The organism is Caballeronia telluris, from assembly GCF_001544495.1.
GTDB lineage: Bacteria > Pseudomonadota > Gammaproteobacteria > Burkholderiales > Burkholderiaceae > Caballeronia > Caballeronia telluris.
The window spans coordinates 150510-170985 of the sequence record NZ_FCNZ02000008.1 but is presented as its reverse complement, the minus strand read 5'-3'; the positions used below and the strand labels follow the sequence as shown (position 1 = coordinate 170985).

At 64.6% G+C, this 20476-nt stretch carries 16 protein-coding genes and 1 tRNA gene; 10 read left to right on the top strand and 7 right to left on the bottom strand.

Annotated features, from left to right (window positions below; all coding sequences use genetic code 11):
• Nucleotides 1–15: 15 nt before the first annotated feature.
• Nucleotides 16–873 carry a cytochrome c oxidase assembly protein gene (locus AWB66_RS12675; protein WP_087630636.1) on the bottom strand — a complete coding sequence of 286 codons (858 nt, stop codon included), beginning with the start codon at nucleotides 871–873 and terminating at the stop codon, nucleotides 16–18.
• Nucleotides 870–1499, bottom strand: a complete 630-nt coding sequence (locus AWB66_RS12670) for an SCO family protein (protein ID WP_087630635.1) — start codon at nucleotides 1497–1499, stop codon at nucleotides 870–872. The genes AWB66_RS12675 and AWB66_RS12670 overlap by 4 nt, the downstream gene beginning before the upstream one ends.
• Before the next feature lie 299 nt (nucleotides 1500–1798).
• On the opposite strand from AWB66_RS12670, the gene otsB reads away from it, so the two are divergent.
• Both otsB and otsA read left to right on the top strand, forming a co-directional pair.
• Nucleotides 1799–2563, top strand: coding sequence for a trehalose-phosphatase (gene otsB / locus AWB66_RS12665; protein WP_087630634.1), 765 nt, complete (start codon nucleotides 1799–1801; stop codon nucleotides 2561–2563).
• Nucleotides 2560–3939, top strand: coding sequence for an alpha,alpha-trehalose-phosphate synthase (UDP-forming) (otsA, locus tag AWB66_RS12660; RefSeq protein WP_087630633.1), 1380 nt, complete (start codon nucleotides 2560–2562; stop codon nucleotides 3937–3939). The genes otsB and otsA overlap by 4 nt, the downstream gene beginning before the upstream one ends.
• Before the next feature lie 38 nt (nucleotides 3940–3977).
• On the opposite strand, the gene AWB66_RS12655 is transcribed toward otsA, so the two are convergent.
• A complete protein-coding gene (locus AWB66_RS12655; protein WP_087630632.1) occupies nucleotides 3978–5798 on the bottom strand; it encodes an ABC transporter ATP-binding protein in 1821 nt (606 codons plus the stop codon).
• Between the two features lie 870 nt (nucleotides 5799–6668).
• Here AWB66_RS12655 and AWB66_RS12650 point away from each other — a divergent pair.
• From AWB66_RS12650 to AWB66_RS12640, 3 genes are all read left to right on the top strand, one after another.
• Nucleotides 6669–7733, top strand: a complete 1065-nt coding sequence (locus tag AWB66_RS12650; RefSeq protein ID WP_087630631.1) for a glycosyltransferase family 4 protein — start codon at nucleotides 6669–6671, stop codon at nucleotides 7731–7733.
• Nucleotides 7734–8036: 303 nt separating this feature from the next.
• Entirely contained in the window at nucleotides 8037–8864 is an 828-nt protein-coding gene (locus tag AWB66_RS12645) for a hypothetical protein (RefSeq protein WP_087630630.1), read from the top strand.
• A 46-nt stretch (nucleotides 8865–8910) separates the two neighbouring features.
• Nucleotides 8911–9384 (top strand): DUF2214 family protein, encoded by a 474-nt coding sequence (locus AWB66_RS12640; protein ID WP_200818978.1) that lies wholly within the window; start codon nucleotides 8911–8913, stop codon nucleotides 9382–9384.
• A gap of 109 nt (nucleotides 9385–9493) precedes the next feature.
• Here AWB66_RS12640 and AWB66_RS12635 read toward each other — a convergent pair.
• The 4 genes from AWB66_RS12635 to AWB66_RS12620 all read right to left on the bottom strand — a co-directional run bounded on the left by AWB66_RS12635 (nucleotide 9494) and on the right by AWB66_RS12620 (nucleotide 11677).
• Nucleotides 9494–9568 (bottom strand) — tRNA-Val (locus AWB66_RS12635).
• Nucleotides 9569–9634: 66 nt separating this feature from the next.
• Nucleotides 9635–10372: a DNA polymerase III subunit epsilon gene (dnaQ, locus tag AWB66_RS12630; protein ID WP_087630629.1), complete on the bottom strand. Its 738-nt coding sequence runs from the start codon at nucleotides 10370–10372 to the stop codon at nucleotides 9635–9637.
• Nucleotides 10373–10385: 13 nt separating this feature from the next.
• Nucleotides 10386–10841, bottom strand: coding sequence for a ribonuclease HI (gene rnhA / locus AWB66_RS12625; RefSeq protein WP_087630628.1), 456 nt, complete (start codon nucleotides 10839–10841; stop codon nucleotides 10386–10388).
• Nucleotides 10841–11677: a class I SAM-dependent methyltransferase gene (locus AWB66_RS12620; RefSeq protein ID WP_087630627.1), complete on the bottom strand. Its 837-nt coding sequence runs from the start codon at nucleotides 11675–11677 to the stop codon at nucleotides 10841–10843. Before AWB66_RS12620 ends, rnhA begins: the two co-directional genes overlap by 1 nt.
• A 29-nt stretch (nucleotides 11678–11706) precedes the next feature.
• On the opposite strand from AWB66_RS12620, the gene gloB reads away from it, so the two are divergent.
• From gloB to carB, 5 genes are all read left to right on the top strand, one after another.
• Nucleotides 11707–12510 carry a hydroxyacylglutathione hydrolase gene (gene gloB / locus AWB66_RS12615; protein ID WP_087630626.1) on the top strand — a complete coding sequence of 268 codons (804 nt, stop codon included), beginning with the start codon at nucleotides 11707–11709 and terminating at the stop codon, nucleotides 12508–12510.
• Between the two features lie 158 nt (nucleotides 12511–12668).
• Nucleotides 12669–14282 carry a transglycosylase SLT domain-containing protein gene (locus AWB66_RS12610; protein ID WP_087630625.1) on the top strand — a complete coding sequence of 538 codons (1614 nt, stop codon included), beginning with the start codon at nucleotides 12669–12671 and terminating at the stop codon, nucleotides 14280–14282.
• Between the two features lie 102 nt (nucleotides 14283–14384).
• Nucleotides 14385–15614, top strand: coding sequence for an MFS transporter (locus AWB66_RS12605; RefSeq protein ID WP_087630624.1), 1230 nt, complete (start codon nucleotides 14385–14387; stop codon nucleotides 15612–15614).
• Nucleotides 15615–15995: 381 nt separating this feature from the next.
• Nucleotides 15996–17135 carry a glutamine-hydrolyzing carbamoyl-phosphate synthase small subunit gene (gene carA / locus AWB66_RS12600; protein ID WP_087630623.1) on the top strand — a complete coding sequence of 380 codons (1140 nt, stop codon included), beginning with the start codon at nucleotides 15996–15998 and terminating at the stop codon, nucleotides 17133–17135.
• 39 nt (nucleotides 17136–17174) lie between these two features.
• Nucleotides 17175–20429 (top strand): carbamoyl-phosphate synthase large subunit, encoded by a 3255-nt coding sequence (carB, locus tag AWB66_RS12595; protein ID WP_087630622.1) that lies wholly within the window; start codon nucleotides 17175–17177, stop codon nucleotides 20427–20429.
• Nucleotides 20430–20476: the final 47 nt, after the last annotated feature.

Here is a 20476-nt window from a genome sequence, read left to right as displayed (position 1 = left end):
TCATTAATTCACTCACTAAGCTTCGAGCGGTGTCAGAGGCGACGCGCGCGTCTCACGCAGACGCGCCCGCGCCGACAGCCGCAGCCAGTGACGCAGCGCGATCAGCGCGCCGATCACGCTCATCATCGATCCCGGAATCCACAGCAACAGGCCGCCGACCTGCTGATCGCGCATCGGGCTGATCCAGGTGAACGCGCGGCCGCAGATCGAATAGATCGGATACAGCTCGTGCGGCGTAAAGAAAATGTATGCGCCGAGCAGGATCTGCGGCGGAATCGCGGCGATCACGAGCAGGATGCGCCGCCCCGGCGCGAGGCGTGCAGGCGGCGCGGGTCGCGGATCGAGCACGAGCCACCAGAACAACAGCCCGTCGAGCACCATGCTCCAGTTCATCACGCGATAGAGCCGCCAGTCGAGCATCGCCTTGAAGTGGATCGGCGAGAGCAGCCAGAAATAGATCAGTCCGACGAAGAGCGTCACCGCGATCGCCGGATGGAACAGCACATCGGCCATGACGCGCGCGCTGCGCGTGTTCATCGCGGGAATCAGCCAGCGCTGCCGCCAGCGAAACGGGATGCCCGCACGCAGCGCCGCGCCCGGGTACGACAGCGCGATCAGGAACGGCCCGAGGTGATGCAGCACGAGATGCTGCAAGCGATGCATGAAGAACTCGTGCTCGAAGAAGTAATCGAGCCGCGTATGCAGCGCGACGTAGATGCCCGCCAAACCCAGCCAGAACGCGAGGCGCCGCGCGAACGACACCCGCGCATGCCGCGCGCCGCGCGCGAACAGAATCGCCGCGACCAGCACGGCGATAACGACCGTCGGCGAGAATTCCCACGGTTCGAGCCAGTAGAAGAGCGTCGCGATCATGACTTCGCCGTCTCGATGACGCGTCGCAGGTCGTGCGCGATGGCGTCGATGGAATCGTTGTCGGTGGCGAGCAGGCGCGCGCGGCCTTGCGCGTCGAAGATGTAGACCGCCGAACTGTGCGTGACCTCATATGTGCCGTTCGCGTCGCGCTTTTCCATCTGGTACGCCACGCGGTAGCGTTTCGCGAGCGACTCGATCGCCCGGTCCGAACCCGTCAGGCCGACCGCGTGTTGCGCGTCGAACGCACGCACGTAGGTGTGCAAGGCGGCGGGCGTGTCGCGCGAGGGATCGACGGTGATGAAGACGATCTTCGCGCGAGTCGCGTCGGCGCCGATCTGCTGAAGCACTTGCATGAGCCGCGCCATCGTTTCGGGGCACACGTCGGGGCAGTGCGTGTAGCCGAAGTAGACGAGCGTCGCGCGGCCGGCGAACGACTCGCCATTCACGGCACGGCCGCTGTCGTCGACGAGCGAGAACGACAGGTCGGGCAGATGACCGCTGACATCGGTGAGGCGCCAGGGTTCGGCGGGCCGCGAACAGCCGGCGAGGAGGCTACAAAGCGCGCAAAGCGCGAGCGTGGCGGCGACACGCCGTCCGTCACGCCGAAGCTGGAACAAAGAAGGCATTTCGGACTCGATCAGATGCGGCCGGGCAAGACCGGCTCTCGCGACTCTATCGCAAAATGGACGCCTGCTTCGGCGGCTCGGCGCATCATCTCGAAAATGGGGCGTTTTGCCGCAGCCCCGCCGTATAAGGCTGTAAGGCCGATGAAGCGCGCTTGCAAGCAGATTCGCGACGGCGCGGCGCCATCGACCCGGCTCGCGTGCACGGCGTCTGACGAAAACCCTGCTCTCTCGAAAACAGCGCGGCTCGCGGTAATATGCGCACACTTTTCCGGTCATCTCCGGTTCGAAGGTCCACATCGATGCAAGCACTTCCTCGCACCCTGGCTCTCGCCGAAACGGCTTTTTTCTTCGACTTCGACGGCACGCTCGTCGAACTCGCGCCGACGCCCGACGGTATCGTCGTGCCGCGCGTCGTGCCCGAACTCCTCGCGACGCTCAGGCGCGCGACCAACGGCGCGGTCGCGGTGGTGTCGGGCCGCGGCATCGACAGCATCGATTCGTTCGTCTCGATGCCCGATCTGCCGGTCGCGGGCCTGCACGGCGCCGAACGGCGCGATTCGAACGGCGACGTCGCGCGCATCGGCTTCAACGATGAGCGGCTCCTGCGCATGGAGCACGTGCTCGAAGACGTGGTCGGCCGCAACCCCGGCATGCTGCTCGAAATCAAGGGCGCGGCGCTCGCGCTTCACTATCGCAACGCGCCGGACCGCGAGGCGGCGGCGCGCACGGCGACGGAGCGCCTCGTCGCGCAGTACGCCGACGCCTACGTGCTGCAACCCGGCAAAATGGTCTACGAGATCAAGCCGAAGGACGTCGACAAGGGGCGTGCCGTGCGCGCGTTCATGAACGAGCCGCCGTTCACGGGCAGGAAGCCGGTTTTCGTCGGCGACGACCTGACCGATGAGAAAGGCTTCGCGGTCGTCAACGAACTCGGCGGGCTGTCGATCAAGGTCGGCGCCGGCAATACGCTCGCGCATGCGCGCGTCGAGTCGGTTCCGGCGTTCCTCGACTGGCTGCAAGGCGTGGCCGACGCGGCGGGGCAAGGCGCCGGGGCGAACCCATGAGCCGCCTGATCATCGTGTCCAACCGCGTCGCGCCGATCTCCGAAGGCGGCCCTGCGGCGGGCGGGCTCGCGGTCGGCGTCTACGATGCGCTCAAGGAAACCGGCGGCATGTGGTTCGGCTGGAGCGGCGACGTGCTCTCGGCGCCGGCCGAGGGCATCAGCCTGGAAGAGCGCGGACCGGTGACTTTCGCGACCATCGGCCTCGTGCGGCGCGACTACGACCAGTACTACCGCGGCTTCTCGAACGCGACGCTCTGGCCCGCGTTCCACTATCGTCCGGACCTGATCCAGTTCGACCGCCACGAATTCGAAGGCTATTGCCGCGTGAACCGATGGCTCGCGGGCAAGCTCGCGCCGCTTCTGAAGCCCGACGACGTCATCTGGGTCCACGACTATCACCTGATTCCGTTCGCCGAGGCGCTGCGAGAACTCGGCGTGACGAACCGCATCGGCTTTTTCCTGCACATTCCGTTTCCCGCGTCGCAGATCCTGCTGTCCGTGCCGCGCCACCGCGAACTCGCCGACGCGCTTTGTTCCTTCGACCTGCTCGGCTTCCAGACGGCGCCCGACCTGCGCGCGTTCTGCGACTACATCGAATCGGAAGCGAACGGTTCGATCGAGCGTCACGCCGACGCGCCGTGCCGGATCAGCGCGTTCGGCAAGACGCTGAAGGCGGCGGCCTATCCGATCGGTGTCTATCCCGATGAGATCGCCGCGCTCGCGAAAGACGGCGAAAGCGGCCGCGACGTGCAGATCGTCAAGGCGACGCTGCACGAACGCAAGCTCGTGATGAGCGTGGACCGGCTGGATTACTCAAAGGGTCTCGTCGAGCGTTTTCGCGCGTTCGAGCGGCTGATCGAGCACCAGCCGCAGCAGCGCAACAACGTGTCGTTCCTGCAGATCGCGCCGCCGACGCGCGCCGACATGGACGCCTATCGCGATATCCGGCTGCAACTCGAAGCGGAATCCGGACGCATCAACGGACGCTACGCCGAACTCGACTGGACGCCGATCCGTTATATCCATCGACAGTACGAGCGGCCCGTGCTGGCGGCGCTGTTTCGCGAATCGCACATCGGGTTCGTCACGCCGTTGCGCGACGGAATGAACCTGGTCGCGAAGGAATACGTGTCGGCGCAGGACCCGGACGATCCCGGCGTGCTCGTGCTGTCGCAGTTCGCTGGCGCGGCGCGGGAGCTGACCGGCGCGCTGATCGTGAATCCGCTCGACATCGACGACATGGCCGACGCGCTCGCGACCGCGCTCTCGATGCCGCACGGCGAGCGGCAGGCGCGGTATCGGGATATGTTCGAATCGCTGCGGGAGAACAACGTCTCCGTGTGGCGGGATAACTTCCTGCGGGATTTGCGGCAGTAATCGTGCAACGGGGCGCTTTTCGAAGCGCCCCGTTTGCTTTAAGCCGGCTGCTGCGACGGCACCGGCACGGCGGGCATCTTGCCGTGCTGCTTCGAGAGCAGCTCGCGATAGAGCCCCGGCCGGTCGCGCAATACGTCGGGCGAGCCGTCGTCGATCACCTTGCCCGAACTCATCACGATGATCCGGTCAAAGTTTTGCAGCGTCGAGAGGCGGTGCGCGATCGCGATCACCGTGCGGCCGACCATCAGCCGGTCGAGCGCCTGCTGAATCGCTTCTTCCGACGAACTGTCGAGCGCGGAGGTCGCCTCGTCGAGCAGCAGGATCGGCGCGTTCTTCAGGATGGCGCGCGCGATCGCGATCCGCTGGCGCTGTCCGCCGGACAGCTTCACGCCGCGGTCGCCCACGATGGTGTCGAATCCTTCCGGCATCGCCTCGATGAAGTCCGTGCAGCGCGCCTCGCGGGCCGCCGCCAGCACTTCCTCGCGGCTCGCGTCCGGGCGGCCGTACGCGATGTTCTCGTACACCGTGCGGTGGAAGAGCGAAATGTCCTGCGGAACGAGCGCGATCGACTGGCGCAGGCTGTCCTGCGTGATCGACTGGATGTCCTGGCCGTCGATCCGGATCGTGCCGCCCTGCGGCTCGTAGAAGCGCTGCAGGAGCGCGAGCACGGTCGACTTGCCCGCGCCCGACTTGCCGATCAGCCCGACGCGCTGGCCCGGCTCGATGTGCAGATGGAAGTTGTCGAGAATCGGGCGGCGACGCGGATACGCGAATGTCACGCCCTCGAAATCGACGCGTCCGCCCTGCGGCACGAGTTCGGTCGCGTCCGAGCGGTCGGGCATGCCGTGCGGTTCGAGCAGCGTCTGCACGGCCTCGGCGAGACGCGCGACGTGCTGCGTGACGTCGACGAGCGCGACGGCCAGATCGCGCGTGCCGTGCAGGATCGTGAAGCCGAGCGAGCTGACGAGCACGATGTCACCGGAGGTCGCTTTGCCCTGCGACCACAGCCACAGCGCCCAGCCGAGCAGGCCGGCCGAAAGGATCGCGGTCACGACCGCGTGAAAGAGCCGCAGCTTTTCCAGATACAGGAGACTTTGCTGGCGCGCGACCATCTCGGCCTTGACCGTCGAGCCGAAGCGCTTCTGCTCCCGGAAGGTCATGCCGAAGGCGCGCACGAGCGCCATGTTGCCGATCACGTCGACGAGTTCGCCGTCGACCGAAGCCGCCTTCGACGCGAAGTTGTGATGCCGCGCCGAGCCGCGCTTCGCGAGCCGGTAGAGGATGAACGAAAGAATCGCCGACGCGAGCATCAGGCCGCCCGCCATCAGCGGATTCACCGTGACGATCATCACGATCGCGCCGAGCACCGCGATGCAAGGCGGCAGGACGTTCCACGCCATCACGTTCTCGGACGTGTAGATCGCGTTCGACGTCGCCGTGATCCGGCTTGCGAGCATGCCGGGCTGTTTCTCGGAGAAATAGGTGGGCGAGTGGCCGCTCAGGTAGGAGAACAGATCGCGGCGCAGGTCGCCCGTCACGGTGACGAACGTATGCGCGCCGACCCAGCCGCCTACGCGCCACAGCATGTTGTCGGCGGCGATCAGTCCGACCAGGATCATGAACGCGCCCCACAGGGGGCCCGGATGTCCGCGGCCCTGGCCGAGCACGTCGATCAGGTGCTTGATCGCGTACTGCGAGGCGAGGGCGCATCCGACCGCGGCAAACACGCTGATGAGAACGGTGGCGTGGGCGATCGGGTGACGGCGGATGTAACGGAGCAGGAACGCAAGCGGGCGATGCGCGTAGCTCGCTAGCTTGGCGTTGTGCGCGTTACGCTGGGAGACGGTAAGTTGGTCCAATTGGTCGTTTTTTGGTCGTAGATCGGTTGAGCTCGTAGTGCGCCTGAGTACGGTGCCGCGTTCGTCGAGAAGGTGACGCGGCGCCGGCGCGCGATCCCTGGCTGAATTGTAGCCAGTTATGAGATGGGACAAAGAAGCCAAAATCGCTTGCAGGCCGCAGCAGACATGCCCGGATCGCCAAGATGCGCGATTCCTGACGCCAGTCGCCGACGTTCCGGGCGCGGCGCATTGTAAGCAATGCGCCGCGCAATGAGGCAACGGGCAAGCCACCGACCGAAGTCGAGCCGTCTGCATCGCCGCGTCGGTCGACCGGCGTCGGTCGTCGCGGAAGCGGACGCGAAAGCATCGATTGCACGTCGGAGCACAACCCGGGCCCGCTGGCACTTTGTGCGACGGGCGTATCGAGAGAAAGGACACGCGGCAACTCAAACGCCCTGCGCCCGCGCGAACAGACGCTTCCCAATGTAGAACAGCCTTAATAAACAGGGGTTTGCAAAGTGTTTCCCCTTTGTAACAAGGTAAATAAGTTGAAATGACTACGCGATCGCCGTGTAAAAACCTCCATAATCCGCTGCGGGTTTGCCCTTAGGATTTTTGACAGGTTTCTGTAGGTTCGAGTCAACGCCTCAGACACTTACGCGTTTATTGCTGGTGCGCGGCGGATCGGCAGCTGGAATTACGATTGCTTTGCTCGGTTATCCGCGCGCAAACCCTGGTGATCAGCGAACTGTCGCTTTTTTACTCGAGCATTGATTCCCGCCGCTGGACTGTTGCGCCAGCGGACGCGTCCGCCCGAGCCGAGCGATTCGCTTCCGATACTTCGACACGACACGTAGTACTTAGCCTGAATCTTTATTAGGAGTTTCCGACATGCGAATCGCTCAAATCGCGCCCCTCCACGAAGCCGTTCCCCCGAAGCTCTACGGCGGCACGGAACGCGTGGTGTCTTACCTGACCGAGGCCCTGGTGGACGCCGGGCACGACGTCACCCTCTTCGCGAGCGGCGATTCGATCACGTCGGCAAAGCTCGAAGCCTTCTGGCCGCAAGCGCTGCGCCTCGACCCGACCATCCGCGACACGATGGCGCCGCACATGCTGCTGCTCGAAGAAGTCCGCCGTCGCGCCGACGAATTCGACGTGCTGCATTTCCACATCGACTACTACCCGTTCTCGCTGTTCGCGCGCCAGCCGGTGCCGTTCCTGACGACGCTCCACGGCCGTCTCGACCTGCCCGAACTGCAGCCGGTCTTCAACACGTTCAGCGACGTACCCGTCGTTTCGATCTCGGACAACCAGCGTCAGCCGCTGCCGCAGGCGAACTGGCTGTCGACGGTGTATCACGGCCTGCCGGAAAACCTGCTCAAGCCGATTCCGAACGTCGAACCGGGCTACCTCGCGTTCCTCGGCCGCATTTCGCCGGAAAAGCGCGTCGACCGTGCGATCCGCATCGCGCAGGCTGCGGGAATGAAGATCAAGATCGCCGCGAAGCTCGATAAGGCCGACCGCGCCTACTATGAAGAGCAGATCAAGCCGCTTTTCGCGCTGCCGCACGTCGAGTACATCGGCGAAATCAACGAGCAGCAGAAGACCGAATTCCTCGGCAACGCGCACGCGCTCCTGTTCCCGATCGATTGGCCGGAGCCCTTCGGCCTCGTGATGATCGAGGCGATGGCCTGCGGCACGCCGGTGATCGCGTTCAACCGCGGCTCGGTGCCGGAAGTGATCGAGAACGGCGTGTCGGGCTTCGTCGTCGAAGATGAACTGAGCGCGATCGCCGCGGTCAAGCGTCTCGACACGCTGCCGCGCGCGAAGGTCCGCAAGGCGTTCGAAGAGCGGTTCTCGTCGAAGGTCATGGCTGAGCGCTATGTCCAGTCGTATGAAGAGCTGCTGCGCCGGAAGCGCCGCACCGTGCTGCGCGAAGTCAACGCGGGCTGAGCCTGACCGACAGGCGGTTGGTCGCCGGACCGCCTGAGCGCTGCCAATAAAAACGCCCCGTGAACCGAAAGGTTCGCGGGGCGTTGTCACAATCGCACACTGTTGCGCACTTTTCGAGCGTAACGACGTCGAGCGACATGAAATCGAAAGCCCTCCTGGCAATCTCCCTATAATGTCCGGGCTTCGCGCTATGCGAGGCAGACCGTGGCCCGCGACGGGCCGCAATCCGGCCGCAAGCGCGCAGCGACAGCGTCCGGCGATCGTCGAATCGGCCGGCATGAACCGTGGACAGGAGCAAACGTTTTGGCGAGAACGAAGCAAACCAGCGCGACCCCGGCACCGGGCGCCGGCACCGTCTTCGCGCTGCGGGCGATCGGGCTCGTGCTCGTCGCGCGATGGGTGTTCTCGATGTCGCAGATGGGATATGTGTCGTCGCTGCGCGCGATGACGTCCTCGCCGTGGGCCTGCGTCAATCTCGTGCTGCTGTTCCTCCTGATTTTCCTGCCCGGCGCGCGCGCGCGCGCCGAACGGCCGTTGCATCCGCTGCCTCAGTGGCTGCGTCAGGCACTGCGCCTGCTCGCCATGCTGACATTCGGTTTCGCGGTATTTTCGGTCGGCCTCTTCACGTGGCACGCGGGCTGGCGGCGCGCGATGCACGCGCTCGCGGAATCGAATGGCTGGCTCGTCGCGGCGCCTGCGCTGTATGCCGTCGTCATCTGGATCTGCCGGCCGCGCGCGCTGTGGCGCACGAATATCGCGGCGCGGCGTTTCGCGATCGGCCGCTACGCGATCTCGCTCGATCCGACGACGCGCACAGCCGTCGTCTGGGCCGAGAGCCGCAAGCTCGGACAGTATGATGCGCGGGAGTTGTCGGTGAAATGGCCGCAGGTCGTGGGCGGCAACGGCGTTGCGGAGGACACTGTGGCCGTGCCCGCGCCGTCGCCATTGCCATTGCCAGCGCGGCGGCGCGGTTGGCGCGGCGCTTTTTCGAGCCGTCCCAAAATGGAATTGCTGTGGGATTCGCCGGCGGCTGCGGGTCACAACCGGACGACGATTTTTCGCGCGCCGCTTTCGAGCGAAGGCGACCGGAGCGCCGCCCGCGCACTCGACAGCACGCTGCGGCAGGTTTGAGCGGCCGGTGCCGTCACGACTTCTTGTCTGTAAAGGGAGGGGAAGCATGATGCTACGTTGGTTGCTGGCCGCGATTCATCTGCTTGCATTCGGCTTCGCGTTCGGGTCGGTGCTCGCGCGCGCCCGCGCGCTGCGAAAACTCGACGCGTCCAACACGCTCCACGCCAACGCGACCGGCCTGCGCGACGTCTTCCGCGCCGACGGCATATGGGGCATTGCGGCGCTGGTCCTGCTCGTCACGGGCGTGATGCGCGCATTCGGCGGTTTCGAGAAGGGCGGTTCGTATTATCTGCACGAGCCGCTTTTCCATCTGAAGATGACGGCGCTCGTGCTGATCCTGTTCGTCGAAATCACGCCGATGATGGCGCTGATCCGATGGCGTGTCGCCGCGGCGCACGGCGGCGCGATCGACCTTTCGCGCGCCCGGCGCTTCGCATGGATGAGCGATCTGGAAGCCGGTCTCGTGATCGTGATGGTGATCGCGGCGAGCGGCATGGCGCGGGGCGTGTGGGCGGGGTAGCGCGCCCAAGCAGTCCGATAACCTGCTGCAGAAAGTAAAAAACCCCGGCGCCTTGCAGCGCCGGGGTTTTCCGGCAGACGTTTCGAACTGAAAACGCCTGCCTCTATCGTGGTGGGTAGTACTGGGATCGAACCAGTGACCCCTGCCGTGTGAAGGCAGTGCTCTACCGCTGAGCTAACCACCCGAAGAAGCGAAATTATGTCAGGGATATTCGCGTTCGTAAAGTGATTCTTTAAAGCAATGCGCGAATTTATGCGGCTGCCTCGACATTTTCCACCACGTCCGGTTGCGCGCGCCAGACGCTCGTGCCCTTGACGGCCTTGTCGAGACCGTCAAGCACGGACTCGTGCGCGCTCGCTTCCTGGCTGCTCGCGGCGATCACGACCAGATCGAGATCGTCGAGCGCGATGCGCGGGTTAAGCGACGTGCCCGCCGCCGGCACGTCGCCCAGCATGTCGATGACGAGGCTTTCCTGGCCGCGCGTCATCGCGAGATAGACCTCCGCGAGCAGTTCCGAATCGAGCAGCGCGCCGTGCAGCGTGCGGTGCGCGTTGCTGATGCCGAACCGGTCGCACAGCGCGTCGAGCGAATTGCGCTTGCCGGGGAACATCTGCTTCGCCTGCACGAGCGTGTCGATCACGCCGCCGCAGCATTCGGTCACGCGCGGCAGTCCGAGCAGGCCGAATTCGACGTCCAGAAAGCCGATGTCGAACGGCGCGTTGTGGATGATCAGCTCGGCGTCCGCGATGAAATCGCGCAATTGCGCGGCGACTTCGGCGAATTTCGGCTTGTCGCGGAGGAACTCGGTCGTGAGGCCGTGCACGGCGAGTGCGCCCGGATCGCTGTCGCGCTCCGGATTGACGTAGAAGTGCAGGTTGTTGCCGGTGAGTCGCCGGTTGATCAGCTCGACGCAGCCGATTTCGATGATGCGGTCGCCCGTGCGGGCATTGAGGCCGGTGGTTTCGGTATCGAGTACGAGTTGGCGCATGGATTGTCGAGGGTTAGTCTGCGAGCGAGGTCACGCCGCGGTTCGCGAGCGCATCGGCGCGTTCGTTTTCGGGATGGCCGGAATGGCCCTTCACCCAGCGCCATTCGATCTGATGCTGCACGACGAGCGCGTCGAGCCGCTTCCAGAGGTCAGCGTTCTTGACGGGCGTTTTCGCGGCCGTCATCCAGTTCTTCTTTTTCCAGCCGTGGATCCATTCGCTGATGCCTTTCTGGACATATTGCGAATCGGTGTGGATCACGGCGTGGCACGGCCGCTTGAGCGCTTCGAGCGCCGCGATCACGGCCATCAGTTCCATGCGGTTGTTGGTGGTCGTGGCTTCGCCGCCGAACAGTTCCTTTTCCTGCGAACCGAAGCGCAAGAGGGCGCCCCAGCCGCCCGGGCCGGGATTGCCCTTGCAGGCGCCGTCGGTATAGATGTCGATTACTTTTTGTGCGGAGTCTGAAGTCATCAATGCTCGTTGCGGGTGTGCGGGGTCGCGACCGGGGCGAGTCCCGGCGCGAGCGCGGGCTTTTTCAGCTTGCGCGGGCCGATCAGGCGCATGCCGCGCATGCGCTTGATCGCCGTGATCATGTAGGCGGCGCCGAAGATCGGCCACCAGCGGTCGCCAGCCGCTTCCATGAACTGATAGCGCTGCAGCCATTTTTCGGCGACGAGCGGCGGACGATAGCAGCCGAAGCGTCCGCGTTCAAGGTCGAATCCGAGCAGCTTGATCCAGTCCTTGATGCGCGTGAACGCGATCATGTCGTGCGCGTCCGGCACGAACGGCCGCCCGGCGACCTTGCCGAGCGACTGCCGCGCGCCCCAGAGACTCAGCGAATTGAAGCCGAGGATGATCAACTGGCCTTCCGGCATCAGCACGCGCTCGGCCTCGCGCAGGAGCCGGTGCGGATCGCTCGTGAATTCGAGCGTGTGCGGCAGCACGAGCAGATCGATGCTCTGAGCCTCGAACGGCAAATCGAGCAGATCGCACCAGACCGTGCTGCGTCCCTCGGGCGCGTGCAGGCCGCGATTCGCCGACGGCAGCGACGCGACGCCCGGCCGCGGATCCGCCGCCGGACAACTGAAAGGCGCGCTGGCGCCGCTCGCGGCATCCAGCACGAGCGCGCGACCGGTCATGCGGTTTTCGCGCAGGGCGTCGAGCTGAGGCATGCCGAGCTGCAGCGCGTGGTAGCCGAAAATGTCGGACACCACGCGATCGAGCTGTTCCTGCTCCCAGTCGAGGACATAGCGTCCGGGCGCGGAGCCGGTCCAGGCGGGCCAGTCTATAATCGATCGGTCAGACATTCGGGGTTGCCGCCTTCTTGAACTCGCTTATGAAAACGCTTGAATACGTGCCGGTGCCGGCGTTCGAAGACAACTACATCTGGCTCGTGTCCGACGGCACCGACGCCGTCGTGGTCGATCCCGGCGATGCCGCGCCCGTCGAAGCGTATCTCGCGAAGCGCGGCTGGAAGCTGACCGCTATTTTACTCACGCACCATCATCACGACCACGTCGGCGGCGTCGGCGACCTGCTCGCCAGTCGTTCGGACGAGGGCGCGATTCCCGTCTACGGCCCGGCCGGCGAGCGCATCGAGCATCTTACGGCTCGCCTGAAAGAGGGCGACACGGTGCGCATCCCGAATCCGGCGCTGGACGTCTCGGTGATCGACGTTCCCGGGCACACCGCCGGCCACATCGCATACTTCCAGAAGGCGGACCCGCACGGCACGCCGCATCTCTTTTGCGGCGACACGCTGTTCGCGAGCGGCTGCGGGCGTCTCTTCGAAGGCACGCCGCAGCAGATGCTCGCGTCGCTCGATTCGCTCGCGGCGCTGCCCGAGACCACGCAGGTGCATTGCGCGCACGAGTACACGCTGTCGAACATCCGCTTCGCGCTCGCGTGCGATCCCGCGAACGACGCGCTCGCGCGCTGGCAGGAGGACGCAGAGGCGCTGCGCGCGTCCGGTAAACCGACGCTGCCCACCACGATCGGCCACGAGCGATCGGTGAATCCGTTCCTGCGCGTCGACGATGCGAACGTCCAGGCGACGCTCGCCGCGCATTATCAGCATGCGGTGTCGGACCGGCTCGAAGCATTTCGGCTGATGCGCGGTTGGAAGGATAAGTTCCGTTAACCCGCAGGAAGTTGGGGCGAACTTCATCCGAAACGTGGAAAACGTCGCCAGATCACGGATTTTGTTCGCATTTCTGTCTTTTATATTGACGTTCGCAGTGCGCTTCCGTACCATCGGCTCCAAATTTCCAAGCATATTTTTTGGAATCCGAGACGTTCATGCGACAGATTCTTAGCGCGCTATTCGTCCTGACACTGGCCGCCTGTGCCAGCCAAGGACCGACAGCGCCCAATTCCCTTGCCTCACTTCCCTCCGCTTCCAAACAGCAAGCCGTAGCCGACACGATCCGCCGAACCGCAGCCGCCAAGGAAACGATCAACGTCGACAAGACGTCGATCGATTCGCTCGCGAGCGGCGACGCCGACCTGTGGGGCCGGATTCGTCGCGGCTTCCAGATTCCCGACTTGCAGAGCGACCTCGTCGACATGCAGGTGAGCTGGTATGCGCAACGTCCGGACTACGTCGAACGGATGACGGGACGTTCCCAGAAATATCTGTATCACATCGTCGAGGAACTCGAGCAGCGGCACATGCCGACGGAGCTCGCGCTCTTGCCGTTCATCGAATCGGCGTTCAATCCGCAGGCGCTCTCGGTGGCGAAGGCGGCCGGGATGTGGCAGTTCGTGCCGGGCACCGGCCGCGACTACAACCTGAAACAGAACATGTGGCAGGACGAGCGGCGCGACGTGCTGGCGTCGACCAGCGCGGCGCTCGATTACCTCTCGCGCCTGCACGACATGTTCGGCGACTGGCATCTCGCGCTCGCCGCCTACAACTGGGGCGAGGGCAACGTGCAGCGCGCGATCGCGCGCAACGAGGCGGCGGGCCTGCCGACCGACTACGAAAGCCTGCGCATGCCGAACGAGACGCGCAACTACGTGCCGAAGCTGCAGGCGGTCAAGAATATCGTCACGAATCCGCGGATGTACGGCCTCGCGCTGCCTGACATTCCGAATCACCCGTATTTCGTGACCGTCACGACGTCGCGCGACATCGACGTGACGATGGCGTCCAAACTCGCCGGCATGCCGGTCGAGGAATTCCGCTCGCTGAATCCGTCGTTTGCGAAGCCGGTGATTCTCGGCGCGACGAATCCGCAGATCCTGCTTCCGTTCGACAACGCCACCGCCTTCCAGCGCAACCTGAAGTCGTACACGGGCGCGCTGTCGTCGTGGACCACGTACACCGTCACCGAGCGCGCGCGGCCGGCGGCGATCGCCGAAAAAATCGGCGTCGACGCGGATACGCTGATGTCGGTCAACCGCATTCCGGCCGGCATGCGCCTGAAGCCGGGCTCGACGATCGTCGTGCCGCGCAACGACGACGACGACGAGGACATCAGCGCCGATGTTGCCGAGAGCGCGGTGCTCGCCGTCGAGCCGGACGTGCCCGACACGCGCAAGATGGTGATCCGCGTGCGCCGTCAGCAGTCGATCGCGACCTTCGCCGACCGTTACAACGTGTCGGTTTCGCAGGTGCGGGCGTGGAACCGGACGCGTCGCGAGACGATCATGGCGGGCCAGGTCATGGTGCTGCACGTGCCGGTCGGCCGCGCGGTGCCGGCGGAGCCGGGGCCGGTGCGTGTCGAGACCGTGTCGGCGTCGAGCCGTTCGAGCGGCGGCGTGACGAAGATCGGCACCCATGTGCCAGCGTCGAAATCCTCGCGGTCGACGAAATCCGCGGGCAAGGTCACGAAGGTGTCGGCGAAGAGCGAGACGAAGAGCGAGTCGAAAGCGGTCAAGCCGGCGTCCTCCAAGAGCAAAAAGAAGTAACGCCCGCGATGCCTGATCCCACGCCGTCACCAAGGTGACGGCGTTTTCATTTCGGCGTCGCAGTTAAACTCCTGCATTAAATACAAAAAGCGCCTGCATCGAATGACGTCCTCCGTTCGTCTGCGTGTGTTCTGGCTGTTCGCCGCCGGTTACTTCGTTTCCTACGTGTTTCGCGGCGTCAATCTGGGCTTCGCGCCGCTCATCACTCACGAGCTCGGCCTCTCCGCCGCCGATCTCGGCCTCCTGACGTCGCTTTATTTCATCGGCTTCGCGCTCGCGCAGATTCCCGTCGGCGTGCTGCTCGACCATGTCGGGCCGCGCCGCGTCACGGCCGGCATGCTGATGTTCGCGGCGCTCGGCATCTGGGTCTTCGGCATGGCGCACGGGCTCGCCGCGATGATGGCGGGGCGGCTGTTGATCGGCGTGGGCGTGTCGGTGTGCCTGAGCGCGGCGTTCAAGGCGTCCGCGCAATTCTTCCCGGTCGCGCGCCTGCCGCTCGTCAACGGGATGACGATGGCCGTTGGCGGATTGGGCGGCGTCGTGGTCGGCTCGCCGCTCGCCTCGCTCCTCGCGGTCGCGGACTGGCGCAGCGTGTGCGTCGGCCTCGGCGTTTTCACCGTGCTGGTCGCCGGGGCGATCCTGTTCTTCGCCCCCGACAAGCGCGACCCGCACCACCAGGCCGACATCGTCACGCAATTCAAGGGCACCTGGCACATCCTGAAGAGCGCGGTGTTCTGGAAGATCGCGTCGTTTTCCGTCGTGACGCAGGGCGTGTTCTACGCGATGCAGTCGCTGTGGATTCGCCCGTATCTGCTCGACGTGATGGGCCTCACGCCTGCACACACGGCCGCGCTCGTCTCGGTGCTCGGCTTCGCGATGATGGCCGGCTGCATCGGCTTCGGCGCGGCGGCGCGCACACTGGAGCGACGCGGGGTGTCGGTGTACGCGTTTTGCGGCATCGGCATGGCGCTCTACGTGCTCGTGCAGGTGCTGATGCTGTTTCGCGCGCCGCTGCCGCCCGCGCTCTTGCTCGCCGCGTATGGCGTCTTCGGTGGCACGGGCATCCTGAGCTATGCGGTGCTGGCGGAATACTTCCCTTCGCACATGATCGGGCGCGGCAACACGACGCTCACGCTCGTCATCTTCGTGCTGATTTTCGCGTTCCAGGTAGGCATCGGCAGCGGGTTGTCGCGATGGCCGATCGAGGACGGGCACTATCCGGCGATCGCTCATCAGACCGCCTGGGGCATTCTGATCATGCTGCAGATCGCGAGCGCGATCTGGTATGTCCTGCCGAGCCGCGTGCTGCAAAAGACGCGCGCCGTCCCCTGATCTCACAATCGGGCCGATCCGGCGAGAAAGGGCATCAACGGCGCTTCTGGAACGCGTCTTGCATGCGCGCAGTCTCAAAATTTGGCGGAAGAGGCGGTTCAGGGCTATAATTCGAAGGTTTGAGCACATCAACCCGCACCCTAGCGCCTACCTCCCACACACCGTTCATCCGCCGCGCCTTGTAGCACGCGCCGCATGTCGCCGAGTCCCTGCGCCGACCGTTTCGCCCCGTGCGAATCCGGACCGCACGAGCCACCGCCGCGAATCATGCGCCCGCCTGCAAGTCACGCGATGCGGGTCTGCGCGCGCCTCAGGCCGCGCGCGACCCCGACCAAGCGGACAGGCAGGTCGGCAACAGGGTGTTCCCCCAAGGAGCCTCCCGTGTTGCCGTCATTTTCCCCAGCAATTCTCGCACTCGCCGACGGCACGGTCTTTCGTGGTCATTCGATCGGCGCCTCCGGGTCGACGATCGGCGAAGTGGTGTTCAACACCGCGATCACCGGCTATCAGGAGATCCTCACCGATCCGTCCTACGCCCGCCAGATCGTTACGCTGACCTATCCGCATATCGGCAACGTCGGCGTGAATGCCGAGGATGTCGAAGCCACCAAAGTCCATGCCGCCGGCCTGATCATTCGCGACCTGCCGGTGCTCGCGTCCAACTTCCGCTCCGAACAGTCGCTCTCCGATTACCTGAAGGCGCAAGGCGTCGTCGCGATCGCGGGCATCGACACGCGCAAGCTAACCCGCATCCTGCGCGACAAGGGCGCGCAAAACGGCTGCATCCTCGCCGGCACCGACGAAGCGAAGGCGCTCGAACTCGCGCGCTCGTTTCCGGGCCTCGCGGGCATGGACCTCGCGAAAGTCGTGTCGACGAAGGAAACCTACGACTGGTCGCAGACCGAATGGCGTCTCGGCGAAGGCTACGGCAAGCTGGAAGCGCCGAAGCATCGCGTCGTCGCGTTCGACTACGGCGTGAAGTACAACATCCTGCGCATGCTCGCCGAGCGCGGCTGCCAGGTCACGGTGCTGCCCGCGCAAGCCACCGCCGCCGATGCACTCGCGCTCAACCCGGACGGCATCTTCCTGTCGAACGGCCCGGGCGATCCTGAACCGTGCGATTACGCGATCGCCGCGACGCGCGAATTCATCGCGCGCGGCATTCCGACCTTCGGCATTTGCCTCGGCCATCAGATCATGGGCCTCGCGCTCGGCGCGAAGACCATGAAGATGAAGACCGGCCACCACGGCGCGAACCATCCGGTGAAGGATCTCGAAGACGGTCGCGTCGTCATCACGTCGCAGAACCACGGTTTCGCCGTCGATGCCGCCACGCTGCCCGCGAACGCGAAGGTCACGCACGTCTCGCTCTTCGACGGCACGCTGCAAGGCTTCGCGCTCACCGACAAACCCGCGTTCTGCTTCCAGGGCCATCCGGAAGCGTCGCCGGGGCCGAACGACATCGCGTATCTGTTCGACCGCTTCGTCAAGCTGATGGAAGCGTCGAAAGTCGCAGCGTAAGCAAGCACAGAACACAGCACCCCATTACCGAGAGCAGTTATGCCGAAGCGGACAGACATCAAGAGCATCCTCATCATCGGCGCGGGACCGATCATCATCGGCCAGGCGTGCGAGTTCGACTATTCGGGCGCGCAGGCGTGCAAGGCGCTGCGTGAGGAAGGCTACAAGGTCATTCTCGTCAACAGCAATCCCGCGACGATCATGACCGACCCGAACACCGCCGATGTGACCTACATCGAGCCGATTTCGTGGGAAGTGGTCGAGCGCATCATCGCGAAGGAGCGCCCCGACGCGATCCTGCCGACGATGGGCGGCCAGACCGCGCTTAATTGCGCACTCGATCTTTTCCATCACGGCGTGCTGGAGAAGTACAAGGTCGAGCTGATCGGCGCGTCGCCGGAAGCAATCGACAAGGCCGAAGACCGCCAGAAGTTCAAGGACGCGATGACGAAGATTGGCCTCGGTTCGGCCAAGTCGGGCATCGCGCATTCGATGGAAGAAGCGCTGCAAGTGCAGGCCGACATCGCGGCCGTAACCGGCAGCGGCGGTTATCCGACCGTGATCCGCCCGTCGTTCACGTTGGGCGGCTCGGGCGGCGGCATTGCGTACAACAAGGAAGAGTTCGAGGAAATCTGTCGTCGCGGGCTGGATTTGTCGCCCACGCGCGAACTGCTGATCGAAGAGTCGCTGCTCGGCTGGAAAGAGTACGAGATGGAAGTGGTGCGCGACACGAAGGACAACTGCATCATCGTCTGCTCGATCGAAAACCTCGACCCGATGGGCGTGCATACCGGCGACTCGATCACCGTCGCCCCGGCGCAGACGCTCACCGACAAGGAATACCAGATCCTGCGCAACGCGTCGCTCGCGGTGCTGCGCGAGATCGGCGTCGACACGGGCGGCTCGAACGTGCAGTTCGCGATCAACCCGAAAGACGGCCGCATGGTCGTGATCGAAATGAATCCGCGAGTATCGCGTTCGTCGGCGCTGGCGTCGAAGGCCACCGGCTTCCCGATCGCGAAGGTCGCGGCGAAGCTGGCCGTGGGCTACACGCTCGACGAGCTGAAGAACGAAATCACCGGCGGCCAGACGCCGGCGTCGTTCGAGCCGACCATCGACTACGTCGTCACGAAGATTCCGCGTTTCGCGTTCGAGAAGTTCCGCGAAGCCGATTCGCGCCTGACCACGCAGATGAAGTCGGTCGGCGAAGTGATGGCGATCGGCCGCACGTTCCAGGAGTCGTTCCAGAAGGCGCTGCGCGGGCTGGAAGTCGGCGTCGACGGTCTCGACGAAAAGACCACGAGCCGCGACGAAGCGATTCGCGAAATCGGCGAGCCGGGCCCGGACCGCATCTGGTTCCTCGGCGACGCGTTCCGTCTTGGCTTGAGCCCGCAGGAAATCTTCGAAGAAACCGCGATCGATCCGTGGTTCCTCGCGCAGATCGAACAGATCATTCTCAAGGAAAAGGCGCTGCAAGGCCGCACGATCGAGAGCCTCACGCGCGAAGAACTGCTGTATCTGAAGCAGAGCGGTTTCTCGGACCGGCGTCTTGCGAAGCTCACCGGCTCGGACCAGACCGCGGTGCGCCGCCGTCGTCATGAACTGAAAGTGCGTCCGGTGTACAAGCGCGTCGACACGTGCGCGGCCGAATTCGCGACCAAGACCGCCTACATGTACTCGACCTACGAGGACGAGTGCGAAGCGAACCCGACGGACAAGAAGAAGATCATGGTGCTGGGCGGCGGCCCGAACCGGATCGGGCAGGGCATCGAGTTCGACTATTGCTGCGTGCACGCCGCGCTCGCGATGCGCGAGGACGGCTATGAAACGATCATGGTCAACTGCAACCCGGAAACGGTGTCCACCGACTACGACACGTCCGACCGTCTCTACTTCGAATCGCTGACACTTGAAGACGTCCTCGAAATCGTCGATCTGGAAAAGCCCGTCGGCGTGATCGTGCAGTACGGCGGCCAGACGCCGCTCAAGCTCGCGCTCGATCTGGAAGCGAACGGCGTGCCGATCGTCGGGACGTCGCCGGACATGATCGACGCCGCCGAAGACCGCGAGCGCTTCCAGAAGCTCTTGCATGACCTGAACCTGCGCCAGCCGCCAAACCGCACCGCGCGCGCCGAAGACGAAGCGCTCAAGCTCGCCGAGGAAATCGGCTATCCGCTCGTCGTGCGTCCGTCGTACGTGCTGGGCGGGCGCGCGATGGAAATCGTCCACGAGCCGCGTGACCTCGAACGCTACATGCGTGAGGCCGTGAAGGTGTCGCACGATTCGCCGGTGCTGCTCGACCGCTTCCTGAACGACGCGATCGAATGCGACGTCGACTGCATCTCCGATGGCGAAGCCGTGTTCATCGGCGGCGTGATGGAGCACATCGAACAGGCGGGCGTGCACTCGGGCGACTCGGCGTGCTCGCTGCCGCCGTATTCGCTTGCGCAGGAAACCGTCGACGAACTGAAGCGCCAGACCGGCGCGATGGCGAAGGCGCTGAACGTGATCGGCCTGATGAACGTGCAGTTCGCGATCCAGCAGGTTCCTCAGGAAGACGGCTCGAAGAAGGACGTGATCTACGTGCTGGAAGTGAATCCGCGCGCGTCGCGCACGGTGCCGTATGTGTCGAAGGCGACGGGCCTGCCGCTCGCGAAGATCGCGGCGCGCGCGATGGTCGGCCAGACACTCGCGGAGCAGGGCGTCACGAAGGAAGTGATTCCGCCGTACTTCAGCGTCAAGGAAGCCGTGTTCCCGTTCGTGAAGTTCCCGGCGGTCGATCCGGTGCTCGGGCCCGAAATGCGCTCGACCGGCGAAGTAATGGGCGTAGGCCGCACCTTCGGCGAGGCGCTTTTCAAGTCGCAACTGGCGGCGGGTTCGCGTCTGCCGGAATCCGGCACGGTGCTTGTAACCGTGATGGACGCCGACAAGCCGAAGGCCGTGGAAGTCGCGACCATGCTGCACGAACTGGGCTACAAGATCGTCGCGACCAAGGGCACGGCCGCGTCGATCGAGGCGGCCGGCGTGCCGGTGAAGGTCGTGAACAAGGTGAAGGACGGTCGTCCGCACATCGTCGACATGATCAAGAACGGCGAGATCGCGCTGGTCTTCACGACGGTCGACGAAACGCGCGCCGCGATTGCCGATTCGCGCTCGATTCGCATGAGCGCGCAGGCGAACAAGGTCACGTACTACACGACGATGTCGGGTGCGCGGGCGGCGGTCGAAGGTCTGCGCTATCTGAAGGACCTGGAAGTCTATGATTTACAAGGTCTGCATGCTCGCCTAAACTAAGGGCTCGATTATTGGTTTTGGCTTCAAGGGCCGCGGTTAAGCGGCGT

Excerpts from the sequence above, each read along its gene's own strand:
- otsA (WP_087630633.1), top strand. The coding sequence starts at position 2,560 with ATGAGCCGCCTGATCATCGTGTCCAACCGCGTCGCGCCGATCTCCGAA.
- AWB66_RS12650 (WP_087630631.1), top strand. The coding sequence starts at position 6,669 with ATGCGAATCGCTCAAATCGCGCCCCTCCACGAAGCCGTTCCCCCGAAG.
- carB (WP_087630622.1), top strand. The coding sequence starts at position 17,175 with ATGCCGAAGCGGACAGACATCAAGAGCATCCTCATCATCGGCGCGGGA.
- gloB (WP_087630626.1), top strand. The coding sequence starts at position 11,707 with ATGAAAACGCTTGAATACGTGCCGGTGCCGGCGTTCGAAGACAACTAC.
- AWB66_RS12605 (WP_087630624.1), top strand. The coding sequence starts at position 14,385 with ATGACGTCCTCCGTTCGTCTGCGTGTGTTCTGGCTGTTCGCCGCCGGT.
- rnhA (WP_087630628.1), bottom strand. The coding sequence starts at position 10,841 with ATGACTTCAGACTCCGCACAAAAAGTAATCGACATCTATACCGACGGC.
- dnaQ (WP_087630629.1), bottom strand. The coding sequence starts at position 10,372 with ATGCGCCAACTCGTACTCGATACCGAAACCACCGGCCTCAATGCCCGC.
- AWB66_RS12640 (WP_200818978.1), top strand. The coding sequence starts at position 8,911 with ATGATGCTACGTTGGTTGCTGGCCGCGATTCATCTGCTTGCATTCGGC.
- AWB66_RS12610 (WP_087630625.1), top strand. The coding sequence starts at position 12,669 with ATGCGACAGATTCTTAGCGCGCTATTCGTCCTGACACTGGCCGCCTGT.
- AWB66_RS12670 (WP_087630635.1), bottom strand. The coding sequence starts at position 1,499 with ATGCCTTCTTTGTTCCAGCTTCGGCGTGACGGACGGCGTGTCGCCGCC.
- AWB66_RS12675 (WP_087630636.1), bottom strand. The coding sequence starts at position 873 with ATGATCGCGACGCTCTTCTACTGGCTCGAACCGTGGGAATTCTCGCCG.
- AWB66_RS12620 (WP_087630627.1), bottom strand. The coding sequence starts at position 11,677 with ATGTCTGACCGATCGATTATAGACTGGCCCGCCTGGACCGGCTCCGCG.
- otsB (WP_087630634.1), top strand. The coding sequence starts at position 1,799 with ATGCAAGCACTTCCTCGCACCCTGGCTCTCGCCGAAACGGCTTTTTTC.